This is a genomic window from Paenirhizobium selenitireducens ATCC BAA-1503, assembly GCF_000518785.1.
In the GTDB taxonomy this organism is placed as follows: Bacteria; Pseudomonadota; Alphaproteobacteria; order Rhizobiales; family Rhizobiaceae; genus Allorhizobium; species Allorhizobium selenitireducens.
Genome location: NZ_JAEG01000006.1, coordinates 383,823 through 400,481, shown reverse-complemented (window position 1 = coordinate 400,481; position 16,659 = coordinate 383,823). Strand labels below are relative to the sequence as shown.

Below are 16,659 nucleotides of genomic sequence, written 5' to 3'. Positions count from 1 at the left end.
ACGTTCATCATGCTGCTGATCAAATGCCCCTATTGCGAGGAAGAGCGTTCCGAGCTCGAATTCCGCGCCGCCGGCGAGGCGCATATCGCCCGCCCGTCCAACATTGCCGACATCACGGATGAAGAGTTCGCGGACTACTTCTTCCTGCGCGACAATCCGAAGGGCCTCATCTTCGAACGCTGGCGCCACATGCATGGCTGCGGCCGCTTCTTCAACGCGGTGCGCGATTCCGTCAGCGACAAGATCCACTTGACCTACAAGGCCGGCGAGCCGAAGGCGGATGTCACGGCCTTCCTCCCGAACGCACTCGAGAAGGGAGCGTCGAAATGAGCGGCGCCAATCGTATCCCCGGGAAGGGTCGCCTGACGCCGGCCCGCACCGCCCGGTTCACCATCGACGGCCGCAGCATCACCGCCTACGAGGGCGATACCGTTGCCTCCGCCATGCTGGCCAACGGCCTGCATCTGGCCGGCCGGTCGTTCAAGTACCACCGTCCGCGCGGCATCCTGACCGCCGGTCCGGAAGAGCCGAACGCGCTGCTCGACGTGTCGCGCGATGCCGCCCGGCGCCAGCCGAACGTGCGCGCCACCGTGCAGGAAGTGTTCGACGGCATGAAGGTCGAGACGCAGAACCGCTGGCCGTCGCTGTCGTTCGACATCGGCGAGGTCAACGACTTCTTCTCGCCCTTTTTCGCCGCAGGCTTCTACTACAAGACCTTCATGTGGCCGAAGTCCTTCTGGCACTCGGTCTACGAACCCTTCATCCGTCGCGCCGCCGGCCTTGGCGTCGCGCCGAAGGAAGAAGATCCGGATCACTATTCCAGCCGTTATGCCCATTGCGACGTTCTCGTCGTCGGCGGCGGTGCGGCAGGTCTTGCCGCAGCACTTGCCGCAGCCGAGACCGGCGCCGAGGTTATCCTCTGCGACGAACAGCCGGAACTGGGCGGTGCCTTCCATTACGATACCGGCGCAACCATCGACGGCCAGAACGGCTATGACTGGGCGCAGGCCACGGCCGCGCGCCTTTCCGCCATGCCGAATGTGCGGGTCCTGTCCCGCACCACGGCCTTCGGCTACTACAACCACAATTTCGTCGGCCTCGCCGAACGCGTCACCGACCACATGGCCAAGCCCGCCAAGAACCTGCCGCGCGAACGGCTTTGGCAGGTCCGCACCAAAAAGGTCGTACTCGCCACCGGTTCGATCGAGCGCCACATGGTGTTCGCCAACAACGACCGGCCGGGCATCATGCTGGCGTCCGCGGCGCGCACCTATCTCAACCATTTCGGCGTCGCCGTCGGAGCCAAGGTCGGTGTCTATACCGCCCATGACTCGGCCTATGAGGCAGCCTTCGACCTGAAGCGCGCCGGCATCAGCATTCCGGCGATCGTCGATTGCCGCGAAAAGCCCGGCGAGAAGGTGCTGGCCCAGGCCCGCTCGCTCGGCATCGAAGTGCTGGTCGGCCATTCCGTCACCGATACGGCCGGTCGCCTGCGCATCCGCTCGATGACGGTGAAGCGCAACGGCAGCGGCAGCGCCCGCAAGATCGAGGTCGACGCGCTGATCGTGTCGGCCGGCTGGACGCCGTCCGTTCATCTGTTCTCGCAATCGCGCGGCAAGTTGAAGTTCGACGCCGCCAACGATCGCTTCCTGCCGGACGTCTATGCCCAGGACAGCATCTGCGTCGGCACCTGCAACGGCACCGACGACCTGCAGTCGATCATCGACGAAGCCTTTGCAGCCGGCGCCCGGATGGCGAAGGAAGCCGGCGCGGCCGGCTCCGTTTCGTCGGCGCCGACCGGCGTCAATGTCTTCAACTGGACCGGCGGCATGATCGGTGCGGCCGAAGGGGCAGGGCGCGACACCAGCGTCAAGGCCTTCATCGACTTCCAGCACGACGTCTGCGCCAAGGACATCCGTCTGGCTGTGCGCGAGGGCATGCACTCGATCGAGCATATCAAGCGCTTCACCACCAATGGCATGGCCTCCGACCAGGGCAAGCTCTCCAACATGCACGGCCTGGCGATCGCCGCGGAAATGCTCGGCAAGGAGATCCCCAAGGTGGGTCTCACCACCTTCCGCGCGCCCTATACGCCGGTGACCTTCGGCACACTGATCAACCACTCGCGCGGCGAGCTGTTCGATCCGACCCGCAAGACTCCGATGCATGCCTATGAGGCTTCGCTCGGCGCGGCGTTCGAGGATGTCGGCAACTGGAAGCGCGCCTGGTACTATCCGCGTCCCGGCGAGGACATGCATGCGGCGGTCAACCGCGAATGCAAGACGGTGCGCGAGGCCGCCGGGGTGTTCAATGCCTCGACGCTCGGCAAGATCGAAGTGGTTGGCCCGGATGCGGCCGAGTTCCTCAACCTCATGTACACCAATGCCTGGGACACGCTGAAGCCCGGCAAGTGCCGCTACGGCATCATGACCCGCGACGACGGCTTCGTCTATGACGACGGCGTTGTCGGTCGCCTGGCCGAGGATCGCTTCCACGTGACGACGACGACGGGCGGCGCGCCGCGCGTCCTCAACCACATGGAAGACTATCTGCAGACGGAATTCCCGCATCTCAAGGTGTGGCTCACCTCGTCGAGCGAGCAGTGGGCGGTCATTGCCGTCCAGGGACCGAAGGCCCGTGACATCATCGCGCCCTTCGTCGAGGGCATCGACATCTCGAACGAAGCCTTCCCGCACATGAGCGTGGCCGAAGGCAAGTTCTGCGGTGTGCCGACCCGACTGTTCCGCGTGTCGTTCACCGGCGAGCTCGGCTTCGAAGTCAACGTACCGGCCGATTTCGGCGCTGATGTCTTCCAGAAGATCTGGGAACGCGCCGAAAGCCTCGGCGCTTGCCTCTACGGCACCGAGACCATGCACGTGCTGCGCGCCGAGAAGGGCTACATCATCGTCGGTCAGGACACCGACGGCACCCTGACCCCGGATGATGCCGGCTACGGCTGGGCCGTGTCGAAGAAGAAAAAGGACTTCGTCGGCATCCGCGGCCTGAAGCGTCCGGACCTGGTCAAGGAAGGGCGCAAGCAACTCGTCGGCCTGTTGACCAAGAACCCGAACGAGGTTCTGGAGGAGGGCGGCCAGATCGTCGCCGATCCGAACCAGCCGAAGCCGATGACCATGCTCGGTCACGTCACCTCGTCCTACTGGTCGGAAAATCTCGGCCGGTCGATCGCGATCGCCACGCTGGTTGGCGGTCGGGCGCGTATGGGCGAAACGCTCTACCTGCCGATGAAGGACAAGACCATCGCGGTCGAGGTGACCGATACCGTATTCTTTGACAAGGAAGGGGGCCGTATCCATGGCTGATGTCACCGTCGCTGAACGCAAGTCCGTACTCGCCGGAGCCCATGGCGGTTCGCCGTCGGTGCGGCTGAGGCCCGCCGAGCCCGCGACGCGGGTGTCGCTGAGGGCCGGGGCCGAAGACGTCGCCGCGCTGTCGAAGTCGCTCGGCGTCAAGCTGCCGGTCAAGCCGAAGGGCTCTGCCAGCACCAAGGGCCGCATGGCGTTCTGGCTCGGCCCGGACGAATGGCTGCTGATCGACGACAAGGGCGGCGACCTGATGGCCGACTGCGCCGCGTCCGGCGTCGTTCATTCGGCGACCGATGTCTCGCACCGGAATACCGCGATCATCGTATCGGGGCCGGGTGCAGCCAATGCCATCAATGCCGGCTGCGCGCTGAACCTGTCGCTTTCCACTTTCCCGGTGGGCGCTGTCACCCGCACGGTGTTCGGCAAGATCGAAATGGTGCTCTATCGCATTGACGAAGAGACCTTCCGGGTCGAGTGCTGGCGCTCGTTCGCCGAATACGCCTTCGGCCTGCTGGCCGAGGCGGCGGAAGATGCTGCGGCGTAAAGCGTGAAAAGTGGCCGGGGCTACAGTCCCGGCCAGCCCTTCCATTGGACCCAGCGTCCGTGGAAATCGGCCCGGCCGATCTCGTGGCGCTCGCCGCTCGGCCAGATCTGCAGGATGAGCGCTGCGCCATCCGGTTTGCCGTCCGCTTCCATCTGCAGTCGGGCAAGCGGTGCGTCGTACGTCGCCCGGTCGCCGGCCTGCGCGATCAGCGCCTCGCCCCGAGCTTTCAGATCCTGCGGAAGATACTGCCAGGCGATGGAATGGTAGACGACATGGGTCGATCCGCCCTGCGGCCGTTCCAGGCGCTCTGCCAGCCATTGGATCGCGTCGGCGCGATCGACCTTCAGGTCGGACGCGGCGGCGATTTCGAGCGCGGCGCGGGTTCGCTCCAACCGATCCGCCTGATCGGCCCAGATATAGGCGGCGAGACGCTCGCGGTCCTCGCCTGATGCCGGGTCGAGCGGATTGAGGTCGCAGCCGGCCCGCTCTGACACCTGAAGATCGGCCTTCGGTGGCGGCGGCCCCTCCCAGTCGGGCGCGAGCGTGACGCTCGAGGCCGGCCCCCAGGCAAAGTCGCCGAGCCGATAGGCATAGCGGTCCCATTGCAGGTTGAGCCCGGCGCTGGCGCCGACTTCCGACAGCATGAGCGGCTTGCCGAACAGCCTGGCCACGGTGAGAAAACCCGGCAAAAGCGCTCCTGAGCGGCGCACTTCGTTGGTCTGCGGCGGCGAGCGCAGCCATTGCAGGATGAAAGCCTCGTCTCGGCGCAGCGCCGCATCGACCGCGGCCCAGAGGCTTTCGTCGTCTGCGGTATTGTTGGGCGGATAGGCCGCTGCAAGCTCCGGGTCCTGCCCGGAGCGCACGACGGCATGCAACGCGCCCGCAAAACGTAGCGCCAGGGCATCGCCGGCGCCCGTTGGATCGCCTTGCCACCGCAGCAGCTGCCGGCCGACCGCAGTCTCTTCGTTCAGCCTCTCGGCGGCCATCCGGCAGAGGCGGGCGGTGAAAGGCGAGCCAAGGTCGTCGCAGGCCTTTGCCTGCCGCAGGAAGGACTGGCGGACCGCTCCGGCCGTGTCCATGTTCACAGACCTTCCGGACGATCTTTCGGATCGAACTGGATGATGGTCATCCAGGTGGCGGTGAGCGCCGGCTTGCGTTCGCCCTCGATCTCGATCGTGACGTCATAGGCTGTCATCATCATGCCGGCGCCGCGGAAACGGCCCTCGGACAAAACGAAATGGCCGCGAATGCGCTTGCCGCATTTGACCGGCGTCATGAAGCGCACCTTGTCGAAGCCGTAGTTGATGCCCATCGTCTGTTCGCGGATCTTCGGCAGGCAGTCGTAGTTCATGGTCGACAGCAGCGACAGCGTGAGAAAGCCGTGGGCGATGGTACCGCCGAACGGGGTTTCGGCCGCTGCCCGGACCGGATCGACATGGATGAACTGGTGATCGTCGGTCGCGCCGGCAAAGGCGTCGATCATGGTCTGATCAACGGTGATCCATTTCGACACGCCGATCTCCTGGCCGATCAGCGACGAAACCTCGGACAGGGAAATCTCACGGGGCATGGAACCTCACCAATGGTTGCAGTCGAGAAATTCTTACAGGGGCTCTGGCGAACAGGGAATAGCGCGCCTTTGCCTAGGGACAATGAACAAATCAGCGTTCGACGTAAAATTCGACCGATCTCGGCTTGAGACGGATCTGTCGGACCGGGCGATCACCCGGCAGATGCCGCCAGTTCTTCTTCTCGCCCGACGGCAGATGGAAGTCCAGAGCGGTGCGGGAGCGGTTGAAGAGGATGGCGAGCCTGACCTCGGTCTTGAGTTCATAGTCGGCGCTGTTGACCAGCATGACAAATCCGGAACCCTGCTCGTCCTCCCAGTCCGAAACCGCCATCGGCTCTCCGGCGGCGGATAGCCAGGCGACATCCGCCTCGCCGGAAAAGAACCGCGTCTCGGAGAAGACGGAGAACCGCTTTCGCATCGCCGACAGGTCGGCGACATGGGCGATCAGGTGCTCGTCCACCTTTTCCCAGTCGAGCCAGGTCAGCTCGTTGTCCTGGCAGTAGGCATTGTTGTTGCCGTGCTGGGTCCGGCCGAGCTCGTCGCCCGCGGTCAGCATGATCGTCCCGCGCGTCGCAAACAAGGTGGAGAGAAGAGCGGCGACGTCCTGGCGGCGATGCGCCAGGACGTCGTGGTTGTCAGGCTCGCCTTCGACACCGTTGTTCCAGGAATAGTTCTCGTCGTGGCCGTCGCGGTTGTGTTCGCCGTTGCGGCCGTTGCGCTTGTGGCTGTGGGAGACCAGATCGAACAGGGTGAAGCCGTCATGCGCGGCGATGAAATTGACACTGCGGGTTTCGGTTCCGCCGTCGTGCGAGAAGGTATCGGAAGACCCCGCGAGCGCGGTGGCAAGCGCACCGACCATATGGCCGTCGCCGCGCCAGTAGCGGCGGATGTCGTCGCGGGCCCGGTCGTTCCATTCGAGGAAGCCGTCGGGAAAATTGCCGAGCTGGTAGCCGCCCGGCCCGATATCCCAGGGCTCGGCGATCATCACCCGGTCTTCCAGCACTTCGTCGGTCAGGATGGCGTGCAGGGTGCGGGAGGAGGTGTGGAAACCATGCGCGCTCCGGCCGATGATCGGGGCGAGATCGAAACGGAAGCCGTCGATACCGGCATGAATGACGAAATGGCGCAGGCTGTCGATGATCAGCCGGCGGATAAAGGGGTGATCGCAGGCGAGGGTGTTGCCGCAGCCGGTGTCGTTGACCAGAACGCCCGGATTGTCGTGGATATGACGGTAGCAGCACAGGTTGTCGAGGCCGCGCAGGGACAGCGTCGTGCCGAGCTTGTCGCTTTCCCCTGTGTGATTGAAGACAAGATCGAGGATGACGCCGATACCGGCCTCGTGCAGCGTCTGCACGGTTTCGCGCAGTTCCGTCATGCCGCCCGGCGCGATGCGTGGATCGAGCGCCATCAGCGCGATCGGGTTGTAGCCCCAGGCATTGGTCAGGCCGAGTGGGGGCAAATGCCGCTCGTCGATCCAGGCGACGATCGGCATCAGTTCGATCGCGTCGACGCCGAGCGTCTTCAGATGCCTGACGACGGCGGGGTGGGCGAGGGCCGCAACCGTTCCCCGCTGTTCGGCGGGAACATCCGGATGGCGCTGGGTGAAGGCCTTGACCGCGACCTCATAGATGAAGCCGCCCTTGGGCAGCAGCGGGCGCATGGGTCTGGCCAGCGGATCGTCGGTGACGATCGCCTTCGGCACCAGCGCCGCCGTATCGGTGCCGAATACCGAGAGGCGTGGATCGTGGGCGAAGGGCCGGTCGATCTCCTTGGCATAGGGGTCGACCAGGAGTTTCGACGGATCGAACCAGAAGCCCTGGTCCGGCGCATAGCGGCCATGGGCGCGATAGCCGTAGCGGGCGCCGGGCACCACGCCGTCGACATGCAGGCTGTGAACATCGCCGTCGCCGCGGCTCATTGGCAGGCGGCAAATCTCCGCCCGGCCCGCCTTGTCGAACAGGCAAAGCTCGATCCTTTCGGCATGGTGCGACCAGACGGCGAACTCCGCGCCCCTGTCTGTCAACAACACGCCGCCCGGCCGGTTTTCGATACGGTTCATGATGGCGATCAGGTGATGACGCTCGGCGCGTCACGGCCGGTCCGGGTGCGGATGTCGGCGAGGCTTTCGGCCGCGGCGATCAGGTCGGCAAGAGCGCCCTGCGTCTCCAGGTCGTGGCGGCTGGCGTCGGGTTCATATCGCTCGATATAGACGCGCAGCGTTGCGCCCGACGTGCCTGTGCCGGAGAGGCGGAAGACGACGCGTGATCCGCCTTCGAACAGGATGCGGACGCCCTGGTTGTTGCTGACGGACTGGTCGACCGGATCGAGATAGGAGAAATCGTCAGCCTCGGTCACGACGAGATCACCGATCTTCGTGCCCGGCAGGGTGGCAAGCCTGGCGCGCAAATCCGCCATCAGGCCGTTGGCCGCGTCGCTGTCGACTTCCTCGTAGTCGTGGCGCGAATAGTAGTTGCGGCCGTAGGTCGCCCAATGCTGGGTGACGATGTCGCGCACGCTCTCGCCGCGCACGGCAAGGATGTTGAGCCAGAGCAGCACGGCCCAGAGCCCGTCTTTTTCGCGCACATGGTTCGAGCCGGTGCCGGCCGATTCCTCGCCGCAGATGGTCACCTTGCCGGCATCGAGCAGATTGCCGAAGAACTTCCAGCCGGTCGGCGTCTCATACATGCCGATGCCGAGCTTTTCGGCCACCCGGTCGGCGGCCGCACTGGTCGGCATGGAGCGGGCGATGCCGGCAATACCCTTGCTGTAGCCGGGTGCCAGATGGGCATTGGCGGCGAGGATGGCGAGGCTGTCGGACGGGGTGACGAAGATGCCCTTGCCGATCACCAGATTGCGGTCACCGTCGCCATCGGAGGCGGCACCGAAATCGGGCGCGCCCTCAGCGGCCATCATCTCGTCGTAGAGTTCCTTGGCATGGACGAGGTTCGGGTCGGGATGGTGTCCGCCGAAGTCGGGGAGGGGGATGAAGTTGCGGACGGTGCCGGCCGGCGCCCCAAGGCGAGCCTCGATGATCTCCTTGGCATAGGGGCCGGTGACGGCGCTCATCGCGTCGAACACCATGCGGAAGCCGAGACCGAACAGGTTGCGGATGGCGCCGAAGTCGAACAGTTCCTCCATCAGCGCGGCATAGTCGGCGACCGGGTCGATCACCTCCACCGCCATACCGTCGACCACGGTGATCCCGATCGCATCGAGATCGACATCGGCGGCGTCGACGATCCTGTAGCTTTCGATCACGCGCGAGCGCTGGAATATCGCGTCGGTGATGCGCTCCGGCGCCGGGCCGCCATTGCCGATATTGTACTTGATGCCGAAATCCTCGGTCGGGCCGCCGGGATTGTGGCTGGCCGACAGGATGATACCGCCGAAGGCCTGGAACTTGCGGATGACGTGCGACGCGGCCGGGGTCGAGAGAATGCCGCCCTTCCCGACCAGGATCTTGCCGAAGCCGTTGGCGGCGGCCATCTTGATCGCCTTCTGGATCACTTCGCGATTGTAGTAGCGGCCGTCGCCGCCGATCACCAGCGTCTTGCCGGCGAAGTCCTCGAGACTGTCGAAGATCGACTGGATGAAGTTCTCCGCATAGTTCGGCTGCTGGAAGACCGGAACCTTCTTGCGCAGGCCGGAGGTCCCCGGCTTCTGGTCCGCGAAGGGCTTGGTGGCGACGGTCGAGATCATGGACTTACTGGCCTTTCGAGACGAGGCGTTGATAGAGTTCGGCATAGCGCTCGGCGCTTCTGCCCCAGGAGACGTCGCATTTCATCCCCTGCTTCTGCAATTGACCCCAGATTTTGTCAGAGGTGTGAAGGCGCACCGCGCGGCGGATCGCCGAGCGCAGGGCGTCGGCCGAACTGGGGGCGAACTTGATGCCGGTCGCGGTCTGGGCGTTGAGGGCCGCTTCGTTGGCGTCGATGATGGTGTCCGCCAGCCCGCCGGTGCGCGCGACCACCGGAACGCAGCCGTAGCGCAGGGCGTAGAGCTGGGTGAGGCCGCAGGGCTCGAAGCGCGACGGGATGAGGATGGCATCGGAACCGGCCTGCATCAGATGCGACAGCGGTTCGTCATAGCCGACGACCATGCCGATCCGGCCCTTGTGGCGGGCTGCGGCCGCAAGCAGGCTCGATTCGAGCGCATGATCGCCCGAGCCGAGAATGACGAGCTTGGCACCTGCCGCGACGATCGTGTCGGTGACTTCGGCCAGCAGGTCCATGCCCTTCTGCCAGGTCAGGCGCGAGATGACGCAGAAGATCGGCCCGTCGTCACTGTCGAGCGAGAAGCGGGCGGCCAGGGCGTCGCGGTTCGCCTGGCGCTTCTTCAGCGCGGCGGACGTGTAGGTCTGGGCGATGAGCTGGTCGGCCGCCGGGTTCCACACGGTGGCGTCGATGCCGTTGACGATGCCGTAGAGGTCGTCGGCGCGGCTGGCGATGACGCCTTCCAGGCCCATGCCGAAGGCGGGCGTCAGGATCTCCTCGGCATAGGAGGGGCTGACCGTGCTGATCGCGTGGGCGGCGACAAGACCACCCTTCAGGTAGCTGATCGTGCCGTAATATTCGAGCGCTTCCCAGAAGGCGTGGGCGGGCAGGCCGAGTTCCGGGAAGATATCCGAGGCGAACTGGCCCTGGAAGGCGATGTTGTGGATGGTGATCAGGCTTGGCCGTTCCGGCGCTTCGCCGTAGCGCATGAAGACCGGCGTCAGCGCGCTTTGCCAGTCATGGGCGTGGACAAGGTCCGGCTGCCAATCGGCAATGGCGCCGGTGGCGATCTCCGCGCCGGCCTTGGACAGCACGGCGAAGCGTTTCCAGTTGTCGGCATAATCGCGGCTGTTGGGATCGACATAAGGACCGCCGGCGCGTTCGAACAGTGCCGGAGCGTCCAGCACGAGAATGTCGACGCCTTCGTGGCGCGCCTCGAGGAGGTTGGCCTGCACGCCCAAGAGGTCGGCGAATTCGGCGCGCTTCACCGGATTGCGGATGGCCTTCATCACGGCCGGATAGCCGGGAATCAGGGTCTTGGTCTCGATGTCATAGGCCTTCAGCGCCAGCGGCAATGCGCCGGCGACGTCGGCGAGCCCTCCGGTCTTGACGAGCGGGTAGAGTTCGGAAGTGACCGAGAGGACTTTCATCAGCCTGCCATGCCGAGCTTGTCGATCATCGGCTGGGTGATCAGGCAGATGCCTTCCTCCGAGCGACGGAAACGCCGGGCATCCATTTCCGGATCCTCGCCGACGACCAGGCCTTCGGGGATCACCACGCCATGGTCGATGATGACGTTGGTCAGCCGCGCATGACGGCCGATCATGACCTTCGGCAAGACCACCGCGCCTTCGAGACGCGAATAGGAATTGGCCCTTACCCCGGTGAAGAGCAGGCTCTTGTAGAGCGATGAACCGGAGATGATGCAGTCGCCGGCTACCAGCGAGGAGATCGCCGAACCGCGCCGGCCCTCGTCGTCATGCACGAATTTTGCCGGGGGGGTGATCTCCGAATAGGTCCAGATGGGCCAGGACTTGTCGTAGATGTCGAGCTCGGGAACGATGTCGGTGAGGTCGATATTGGCCTGCCAATAGGCATCGAGCGTGCCCACGTCTCGCCAATAGGGTGTGCTTTCGAAGTCGGAACGCACGCAGGAATGGGCGAAGCGATGCGCCACCGCTTTGCCGTTCGAGACGATGTAGGGAATGATGTCCTTGCCGAAATCGCGGCTCGAATGCGGGTCGGCGGCATCGCGGCGCAGGATGTCCATCAGGAACTTCGTGTGGAACACGTAGATGCCCATCGAGGCCAGCGCGAATTCCTCGTTGCCGGGAATGCCCGGCGGATCGGCGGGCTTCTCGATGAAGGCGATGATCTCGTCATTGCCGTCGACATGCATGACGCCGAAACCGCTGGCTTCCATGCGCGGCACTTCCAGGCAGCCGATGGTGACGTCGGCGCCGGAGTCGACGTGCTGCTGCAGCATCAGTTCGTAGTCCATCTTGTAGATGTGGTCGCCCGCCAGGATGACCATGTATTCCGGGCCGTAGGGCTCGATGATGTCGATGTTCTGGTAGACGGCGTCGGCGGTGCCCTCGTACCACTGCGTCTCGGAAACGCGCTGGCTGGCCGGCAGCACGTCGAAGCTCTCGTTGCGCTCGGGCCTCAAGAAGTTCCAGCCGCGCTGCAGGTGGCGGATGAGCGAGTGGGCCTTGTACTGCGTCGCCACCCCGATGCGGCGGATGCCGGAATTGATCGCATTGGACAGGGCGAAATCGATGATGCGAGCCTTGCCGCCGAAATAGACGGCGGGCTTGGCGCGCCGGTCCGTCAGTTCCTTGAGACGGCTTCCGCGGCCGCCGGCAAGCACATAAGCCATGGCATCGCGCGCCAGGGGTTGGGGTCGCTTCTCCATCATTTCGCCTCCCGCCTCAGTTTTCTTGTTCCAGCATGATCACGGCCAGCGGCGGCAAGGTCAGGATGGCATAGGCGCGGCCGCCGTCACCCGGTCCGGCCTCCACGCGTCCCCCGTTGCCCTTGCCGCTGCCGCCGTAGATTTCCGCGTCGGTATTGAGAATTTCGCGCCAGCGCCCGGTCGAAGGCAGCGGCACGACATAGCCCTCATGATAGACCGGGGTCAGATTGCAGATCACCGCGATCGTCTTCTCGCCGGGTGCCTTGCGCAGCCAGGCGATGACGGAATTGTCGTGATCGTCGGCGATCAGCCATTCGAAGCCTTCGCCTTCGCTGTCGCGGGCATGCAGTGCCGGCTTTGAGCGATAGGTGAAGTTGAGGTCGCGCACCAGCCGACGCATGCCTTCGTGAAGCGGGTATTGCAGAAGATTCCAGTCGAGCGAGCGCTCCTCGCTCCACTCGCTCCATTGGGCGAATTCCTGGCCCATGAACAGCAGCTTCTTGCCCGGATGGCCCCACATGAAGCCGTAATAGCTCCTCAGATTGGCGAATTTCTGCCAGTCGTCGCCAGGCATCTTGGCGATCATCGAGCCCTTGCCGTGCACGACCTCGTCATGGGAGATCGGCAGCACGAAGTTCTCGGAGAAGGCATAGAGCAGGCCGAAGGTCAGTTCCTGATGGTGGAACTTGCGGTGCACCGGATCGCGGGCAAAATAGCTCAGCGTGTCGTGCATGAAGCCCATGTTCCACTTGAAGCCGAAGCCGAGTCCGCCTTCGTGCACCGGCTGGGAAACCTTGGGCCAGGAGGTGGATTCCTCGGCGATGGTCAAGATACCCGGATGGGTGCCGTAGACGGCCTTGTTCATCTGCTGCAGGAAACGCACGGCCTCCAGATTTTCCCGCCCGCCATATTCATTGGGGATCCATTCGCCTTCCTTCCTCGAATAGTCGAGGTAGAGCATGGAGGCGACGGCATCGACGCGCAGCCCGTCGAGATGGAATTTCTCGGCCCAGTACAGCGCGTTGTTGACCAGGTAGGAAACGACCTCGAGCCGGCCGAAATTGTAGATCGCCGTGTTCCAGTCGGGGTGAAAACCCTGGCGCGGGTCGGCATGTTCGTAGAGCGCCGTTCCGTCGAACCAGCGCAGCCCGTGGGCGTCGGTCGGAAAATGGGCCGGAACCCAGTCGAGGATGACGCCGAGGCCGACCTTGTGGCAGCCGTTGACGAAGCGGGCGAAACCCTCCGGTTCGCCGAAGCGGGCGGTCGGGGCGTAGAGCCCGGTCGTCTGGTAGCCCCAGGACGGATCGTAGGGGTGCTCGGTGATCGGCATGAATTCGATATGGGTGAAGCCCATGTCGACGCAGTAAGGGATCAGGCGCGCGGCCATTTCGTCCCAGCTGAGCATGGTGCCGTCATCGCGCCGCTGCCAGGACCCGGCATGGACCTCGTAGACACTGATCGGCTGGCGGCGCTGGTCGATGGTCGCCCAGTGCTTGCGGTGCGCCGCGTCCTCCCAGGTCTGTTCCAGTTCGGCGGTGGTGACCGAGGCGTTCTTCGGCCGAAGCTCGGCGCGCCGCGCATAGGGGTCGGCCTTCAGCGGCAGCAGTTCGCCGTTCTTGCCGATGATCTCGAACTTGTAGATGGAACCTGGCCGGACGTCCGGCGCGAAGATTTCCCAGATGCCGGTGTCGCGGCGAAGCCGCATCACATGGCGCCGTCCGTCCCACTCGTTGAAGTCGCCGACCACGGAGACGCGCCGGGCATTCGGCGCCCAGACGGCGAAATGAAAGCCGTCGACGCCCTGATGCTTCAGCGGATGGGCGCCCATCTTGTCGAACAGGCGCAGGTGCGAGCCTTCACGGACGAAATAGTCGTCCATCGGTCCGAGCACCGGCCCGAAGCTGTAGGGATCGGTGACAGTCCACTCCACATCGCCGCGGGTCGCGCGGTAGCGCAGCGGCTGGAAGCTGTCGGCAGCGACCGGTCCGCAGAAGAAGCCGGCGGGGTCGAGGCACGACAACTCGCCGAGCGACGTGCCGCCGATGGAAAATGCCGAGATCGCTTCGGCGCCCGGGACAAAGCAGCGCGCGACGAAGCCCGATGCGGTCTTTTGCAGGCCCAGGACCGAGAACGGGTCCTCGTGGCTGCCATGAACAATTGCGTCTATTTCGGCGGGTGGAGGGATCTCCGGCCGCGCGGTATCACCGATCTTCTTCGGTGATTTTGCCATCAGGCTCTCCAGATGTCGGCGGTGTACTGGCGAATGGTCCGATCGGAGGAGAACCAGCCCATACGCGCCGTGTTGCGGATCGTCTTGGAATACCATGCGGCGTCGTCGCCCCACAGAGCGTCGACCTGGCGCTGGGCCTTGGCATAGGCGTTGAAGTCGGCGGCGACCATGAACCAGTCATGCTGGTACAGTCCGTCGACCAGGCCGGCAAAACGACCCGGATCGTCGGGCGAAAAGACGCCCGAAGCGATCGCGGACAGGGCCTGGGAAAGCTCGCGCGAGCCTTCGATCACAGCGCGCGGATTGTGTCCGCCCGCCCGTACCTTTCCGACTTCACCGGCCGTCATGCCAAAGATCACGATGTTCTCCTCGCCCACATGGTCGCGCATCTCGACATTGGCCCCGTCAAGGGTGCCGATGGTCAGCGCACCATTCAACGCGAACTTCATGTTCCCGGTTCCCGACGCTTCCATCCCGGCGGTGGAAATTTGTTCGGAGAGGTCGGCGGCGGGCACCATCACCTCGGCGAGCGAGACGTTGTAGTTGGGGATGAACACGACCTTCAGCAGGTTGCGGACGGCCGGATCGTTGTTGATGACGCGGGCGACATCGTTGGCAAGTTTGATGATCAGCTTGGCGTTATGGTAGCTCGGCGCGGCCTTGCCGGCGAACAGCTTGACGCGCGGCACCCAGTCGCGCTCCGGATGGGTGCGGATCTGGTCGAACAGCGCCACGGTCTCGATGATGTTCAAGAGCTGGCGTTTGTATTCATGGATGCGCTTGATCTGGATGTCGAACATCGCCGACGGGTCGAGCCTTATGCCCATGCGGCTGGCGACGAGATTGGCCAGCTGCTCCTTGTTGGCGCGCTTCACGGCAGCGAACTGCTTCTGGAATTCGGGGTCGTCGGCATAGGCGTCGAGCGCCTTCAGCTTTTCGGCGTCGTCGAGGAAGTCCGGGCCCACCGTGTCGCGGATCAGCGATGTCAGGCGCGGATTGCACTGCATCAGCCAGCGGCGCGGGGTGATGCCGTTGGTCTTGTTGTTGATGCGGTCCGGGTAGAGCTTGTGCAGGTCGGCGAACACCGTTTCCTTCATCAGCTCGGTATGCAGCGCCGATACGCCGTTGATGCTGTGGGAGCCGATGAAGGCGAGATTGCCCATGCGCACCCGCCGGTCGCCGCTCTCGTCGATCAGCGAAATATGGCTGATCTCGTGGTCGGAGAAATTGCGGTTCTTGCGCGCGTCACGCAGGATCTTGGCATTGATCGCATAGACCAGCTGCATGTGCCGGGGCAGCAGCCGCTCGAACAGCGGCACTGGCCAGCTTTCCAGCGCCTCGGGAAGCAGGGTGTGGTTGGTGTAGGAGAAGGTGCGCCAGGTGATGCCCCAGGCGGTATCGAAGTCGAGGCCGTGCACGTCGCACAGCAGCCGCATCAGTTCGGTGACGGAAATGGCCGGGTGGGTGTCGTTGAGCTGGATCGCCACCTTGTCCGGCAGGGCCGAGAGTTCGTTGCCCTGCTGCAGATGACGGCGAAGGATGTCCTGCAGCGAGGCCGAACAGAAGAAGTATTCCTGGCGCAGCCTCAGTTCCTGGCCGGCCGTGGTGGCGTCGGCCGGGTAGAGCACGCGGGTCAGCGTCTCGGCCTTGTTGCTTTCCTTGAGCGCGCCGATGTGGTCGCCGGCGTTGAAGGCTTCCAGCAGGATCGGATCGATCGGCTGGGCCGACCAGAGCCTCAGCGTGTTGACGTGGTCGCCACGCCAGCCGACGACCGGGGTGTCGTAGGCGGTGGCGATCACCCGCTCGCCCGGCTTCCAGACGAAATGCGGCTCGTCGTCATGGCCGGAGACGGTATCGACCGCGCCGCCGAAACCGATTTCGTAGGAACTCTCGCGGCGCTCGAATTCCCAGGGGTTGCCGTGGGCAAGCCAGGTCTCGGGAAGCTCCACCTGCCAGCCGTCGGCCATCTGCTGGCGGAAAAGGCCGTGCACGTAACGGATGCCGTAGCCATAGGCGGGAATGTGGACGGTTGCCATCGACTCCATGAAGCAGGCGGCAAGCCGGCCAAGGCCGCCATTGCCGAGGGCCGCGTCCGCTTCCAGGCCGGCAATCACGTCGAGATCGACCCCCATCGAGGCGAGCGCCTGGCGGATCTCGTCCATCATGCCGAGATTGGACATGGCGTCGCGCATCAGCCGGCCGATGAGGAATTCGAGCGAGAGGTAATAGACGCGCTTGGCGTTGTTGTTATAGGCGGCGCGCGTCGTTTCCATCCATCGGTCGATGATGCGGTCGCGCACGACCAGAATGGTGGCCGTCAGCCAGTCATGCGGCGTCGCCACCTTGGCGTCCTTACCGATCCCGTAGGTCAGGCGCTCGATGATTTCGGCGGCCAGAACCTCCGGATCGGAGACGCGGGGCTGCGGCAGGGGCAGGTCGGCTTTGCTCAGGCTCTTGATCATGATCTTGCCAATTCGGTTGCTCGCCAATCGGGATGCAGCGCCGATTCTCCCCTAACGGCACGCGCTTACTGAACACAGTTTACGCATCGTTACGAAGCTCTTGCAACACAGGAAATTGGCAA

11 protein-coding genes are annotated in these 16,659 nt (G+C 64.4%); 3 read left to right on the top strand and 8 right to left on the bottom strand.

Going from position 1 to position 16,659, the window contains the following annotated elements:
• Window positions 1–9: 9 nt before the first annotated feature.
• From L867_RS0109260 to L867_RS0109250, 3 genes are read left to right on the top strand one after another with little or no spacing between them, the layout of a single operon-like run.
• Window positions 10–330 carry a sarcosine oxidase subunit delta gene (locus tag L867_RS0109260; protein ID WP_028736620.1) on the top strand — a complete coding sequence of 107 codons (321 nt, stop codon included), beginning with the start codon at window positions 10–12 and terminating at the stop codon, window positions 328–330.
• Window positions 327–3,320 (top strand): sarcosine oxidase subunit alpha, encoded by a 2,994-nt coding sequence (locus tag L867_RS0109255; RefSeq protein ID WP_028736619.1) that lies wholly within the window; start codon window positions 327–329, stop codon window positions 3,318–3,320. The genes L867_RS0109260 and L867_RS0109255 overlap by 4 nt, the downstream gene beginning before the upstream one ends.
• A complete protein-coding gene (locus L867_RS0109250; RefSeq protein ID WP_028736618.1) occupies window positions 3,313–3,867 on the top strand; it encodes a sarcosine oxidase subunit gamma in 555 nt (184 codons plus the stop codon). The genes L867_RS0109255 and L867_RS0109250 overlap by 8 nt, the downstream gene beginning before the upstream one ends.
• Window positions 3,868–3,887: 20 nt before the next feature.
• Here L867_RS0109250 and L867_RS0109245 read toward each other — a convergent pair whose 3' ends face one another.
• The 8 genes from L867_RS0109245 to L867_RS0109210 form a co-directional block, all read right to left on the bottom strand.
• Window positions 3,888–4,946 carry a DUF2332 domain-containing protein gene (locus L867_RS0109245; RefSeq protein WP_104367999.1) on the bottom strand — a complete coding sequence of 353 codons (1,059 nt, stop codon included), beginning with the start codon at window positions 4,944–4,946 and terminating at the stop codon, window positions 3,888–3,890.
• Window positions 4,947–4,948: 2 nt separating this feature from the next.
• Entirely contained in the window at window positions 4,949–5,437 is a 489-nt protein-coding gene (locus L867_RS0109240; RefSeq protein WP_028736616.1) for a MaoC family dehydratase, read from the bottom strand.
• 91 nt (window positions 5,438–5,528) lie between these two features.
• Entirely contained in the window at window positions 5,529–7,496 is a 1,968-nt protein-coding gene (gene glgX, locus L867_RS0109235; protein ID WP_028736615.1) for a glycogen debranching protein GlgX, read from the bottom strand.
• An 8-nt stretch (window positions 7,497–7,504) separates the two neighbouring features.
• Window positions 7,505–9,136, bottom strand: coding sequence for an alpha-D-glucose phosphate-specific phosphoglucomutase (locus L867_RS0109230; protein WP_028736614.1), 1,632 nt, complete (start codon window positions 9,134–9,136; stop codon window positions 7,505–7,507).
• Between the two features lie 4 nt (window positions 9,137–9,140).
• The gene (gene glgA / locus L867_RS0109225; RefSeq protein WP_028736613.1) at window positions 9,141–10,580 is read right to left on the bottom strand and encodes a glycogen synthase GlgA; all 1,440 of its coding nucleotides are present in this window, start codon (window positions 10,578–10,580) and stop codon (window positions 9,141–9,143) included.
• Window positions 10,580–11,848 carry a glucose-1-phosphate adenylyltransferase gene (glgC, locus tag L867_RS0109220; protein ID WP_028736612.1) on the bottom strand — a complete coding sequence of 423 codons (1,269 nt, stop codon included), beginning with the start codon at window positions 11,846–11,848 and terminating at the stop codon, window positions 10,580–10,582. The genes glgA and glgC overlap by 1 nt, the downstream gene beginning before the upstream one ends.
• A 13-nt stretch (window positions 11,849–11,861) precedes the next feature.
• On the bottom strand, window positions 11,862–14,075 hold the full coding sequence (gene glgB, locus L867_RS0109215) for a 1,4-alpha-glucan branching protein GlgB (protein WP_028736611.1): 2,214 nt from the start codon (window positions 14,073–14,075) through the stop codon (window positions 11,862–11,864).
• Window positions 14,075–16,537: a glycogen/starch/alpha-glucan phosphorylase gene (locus L867_RS0109210; protein ID WP_037173009.1), complete on the bottom strand. Its 2,463-nt coding sequence runs from the start codon at window positions 16,535–16,537 to the stop codon at window positions 14,075–14,077. Before L867_RS0109210 ends, glgB begins: the two co-directional genes overlap by 1 nt.
• Window positions 16,538–16,659: the final 122 nt, after the last annotated feature.

Bases quoted from the DNA above. Each gene is read 5' to 3' on its own strand.
- L867_RS0109260 (WP_028736620.1), top strand. From the start codon at position 10: ATGCTGCTGATCAAATGCCCCTATTGCGAGGAAGAGCGTTCCGAGCTC.
- glgC (WP_028736612.1), bottom strand. From the start codon at position 11,848: ATGATGGAGAAGCGACCCCAACCCCTGGCGCGCGATGCCATGGCTTAT.
- L867_RS0109245 (WP_104367999.1), bottom strand. From the start codon at position 4,946: ATGGACACGGCCGGAGCGGTCCGCCAGTCCTTCCTGCGGCAGGCAAAG.
- L867_RS0109210 (WP_037173009.1), bottom strand. From the start codon at position 16,537: ATGATCAAGAGCCTGAGCAAAGCCGACCTGCCCCTGCCGCAGCCCCGC.
- L867_RS0109250 (WP_028736618.1), top strand. From the start codon at position 3,313: ATGGCTGATGTCACCGTCGCTGAACGCAAGTCCGTACTCGCCGGAGCC.
- glgA (WP_028736613.1), bottom strand. From the start codon at position 10,580: ATGAAAGTCCTCTCGGTCACTTCCGAACTCTACCCGCTCGTCAAGACC.
- L867_RS0109230 (WP_028736614.1), bottom strand. From the start codon at position 9,136: ATGATCTCGACCGTCGCCACCAAGCCCTTCGCGGACCAGAAGCCGGGG.
- L867_RS0109240 (WP_028736616.1), bottom strand. From the start codon at position 5,437: ATGCCCCGTGAGATTTCCCTGTCCGAGGTTTCGTCGCTGATCGGCCAG.
- glgB (WP_028736611.1), bottom strand. From the start codon at position 14,075: ATGGCAAAATCACCGAAGAAGATCGGTGATACCGCGCGGCCGGAGATC.
- glgX (WP_028736615.1), bottom strand. From the start codon at position 7,496: ATGAACCGTATCGAAAACCGGCCGGGCGGCGTGTTGTTGACAGACAGG.
- L867_RS0109255 (WP_028736619.1), top strand. From the start codon at position 327: ATGAGCGGCGCCAATCGTATCCCCGGGAAGGGTCGCCTGACGCCGGCC.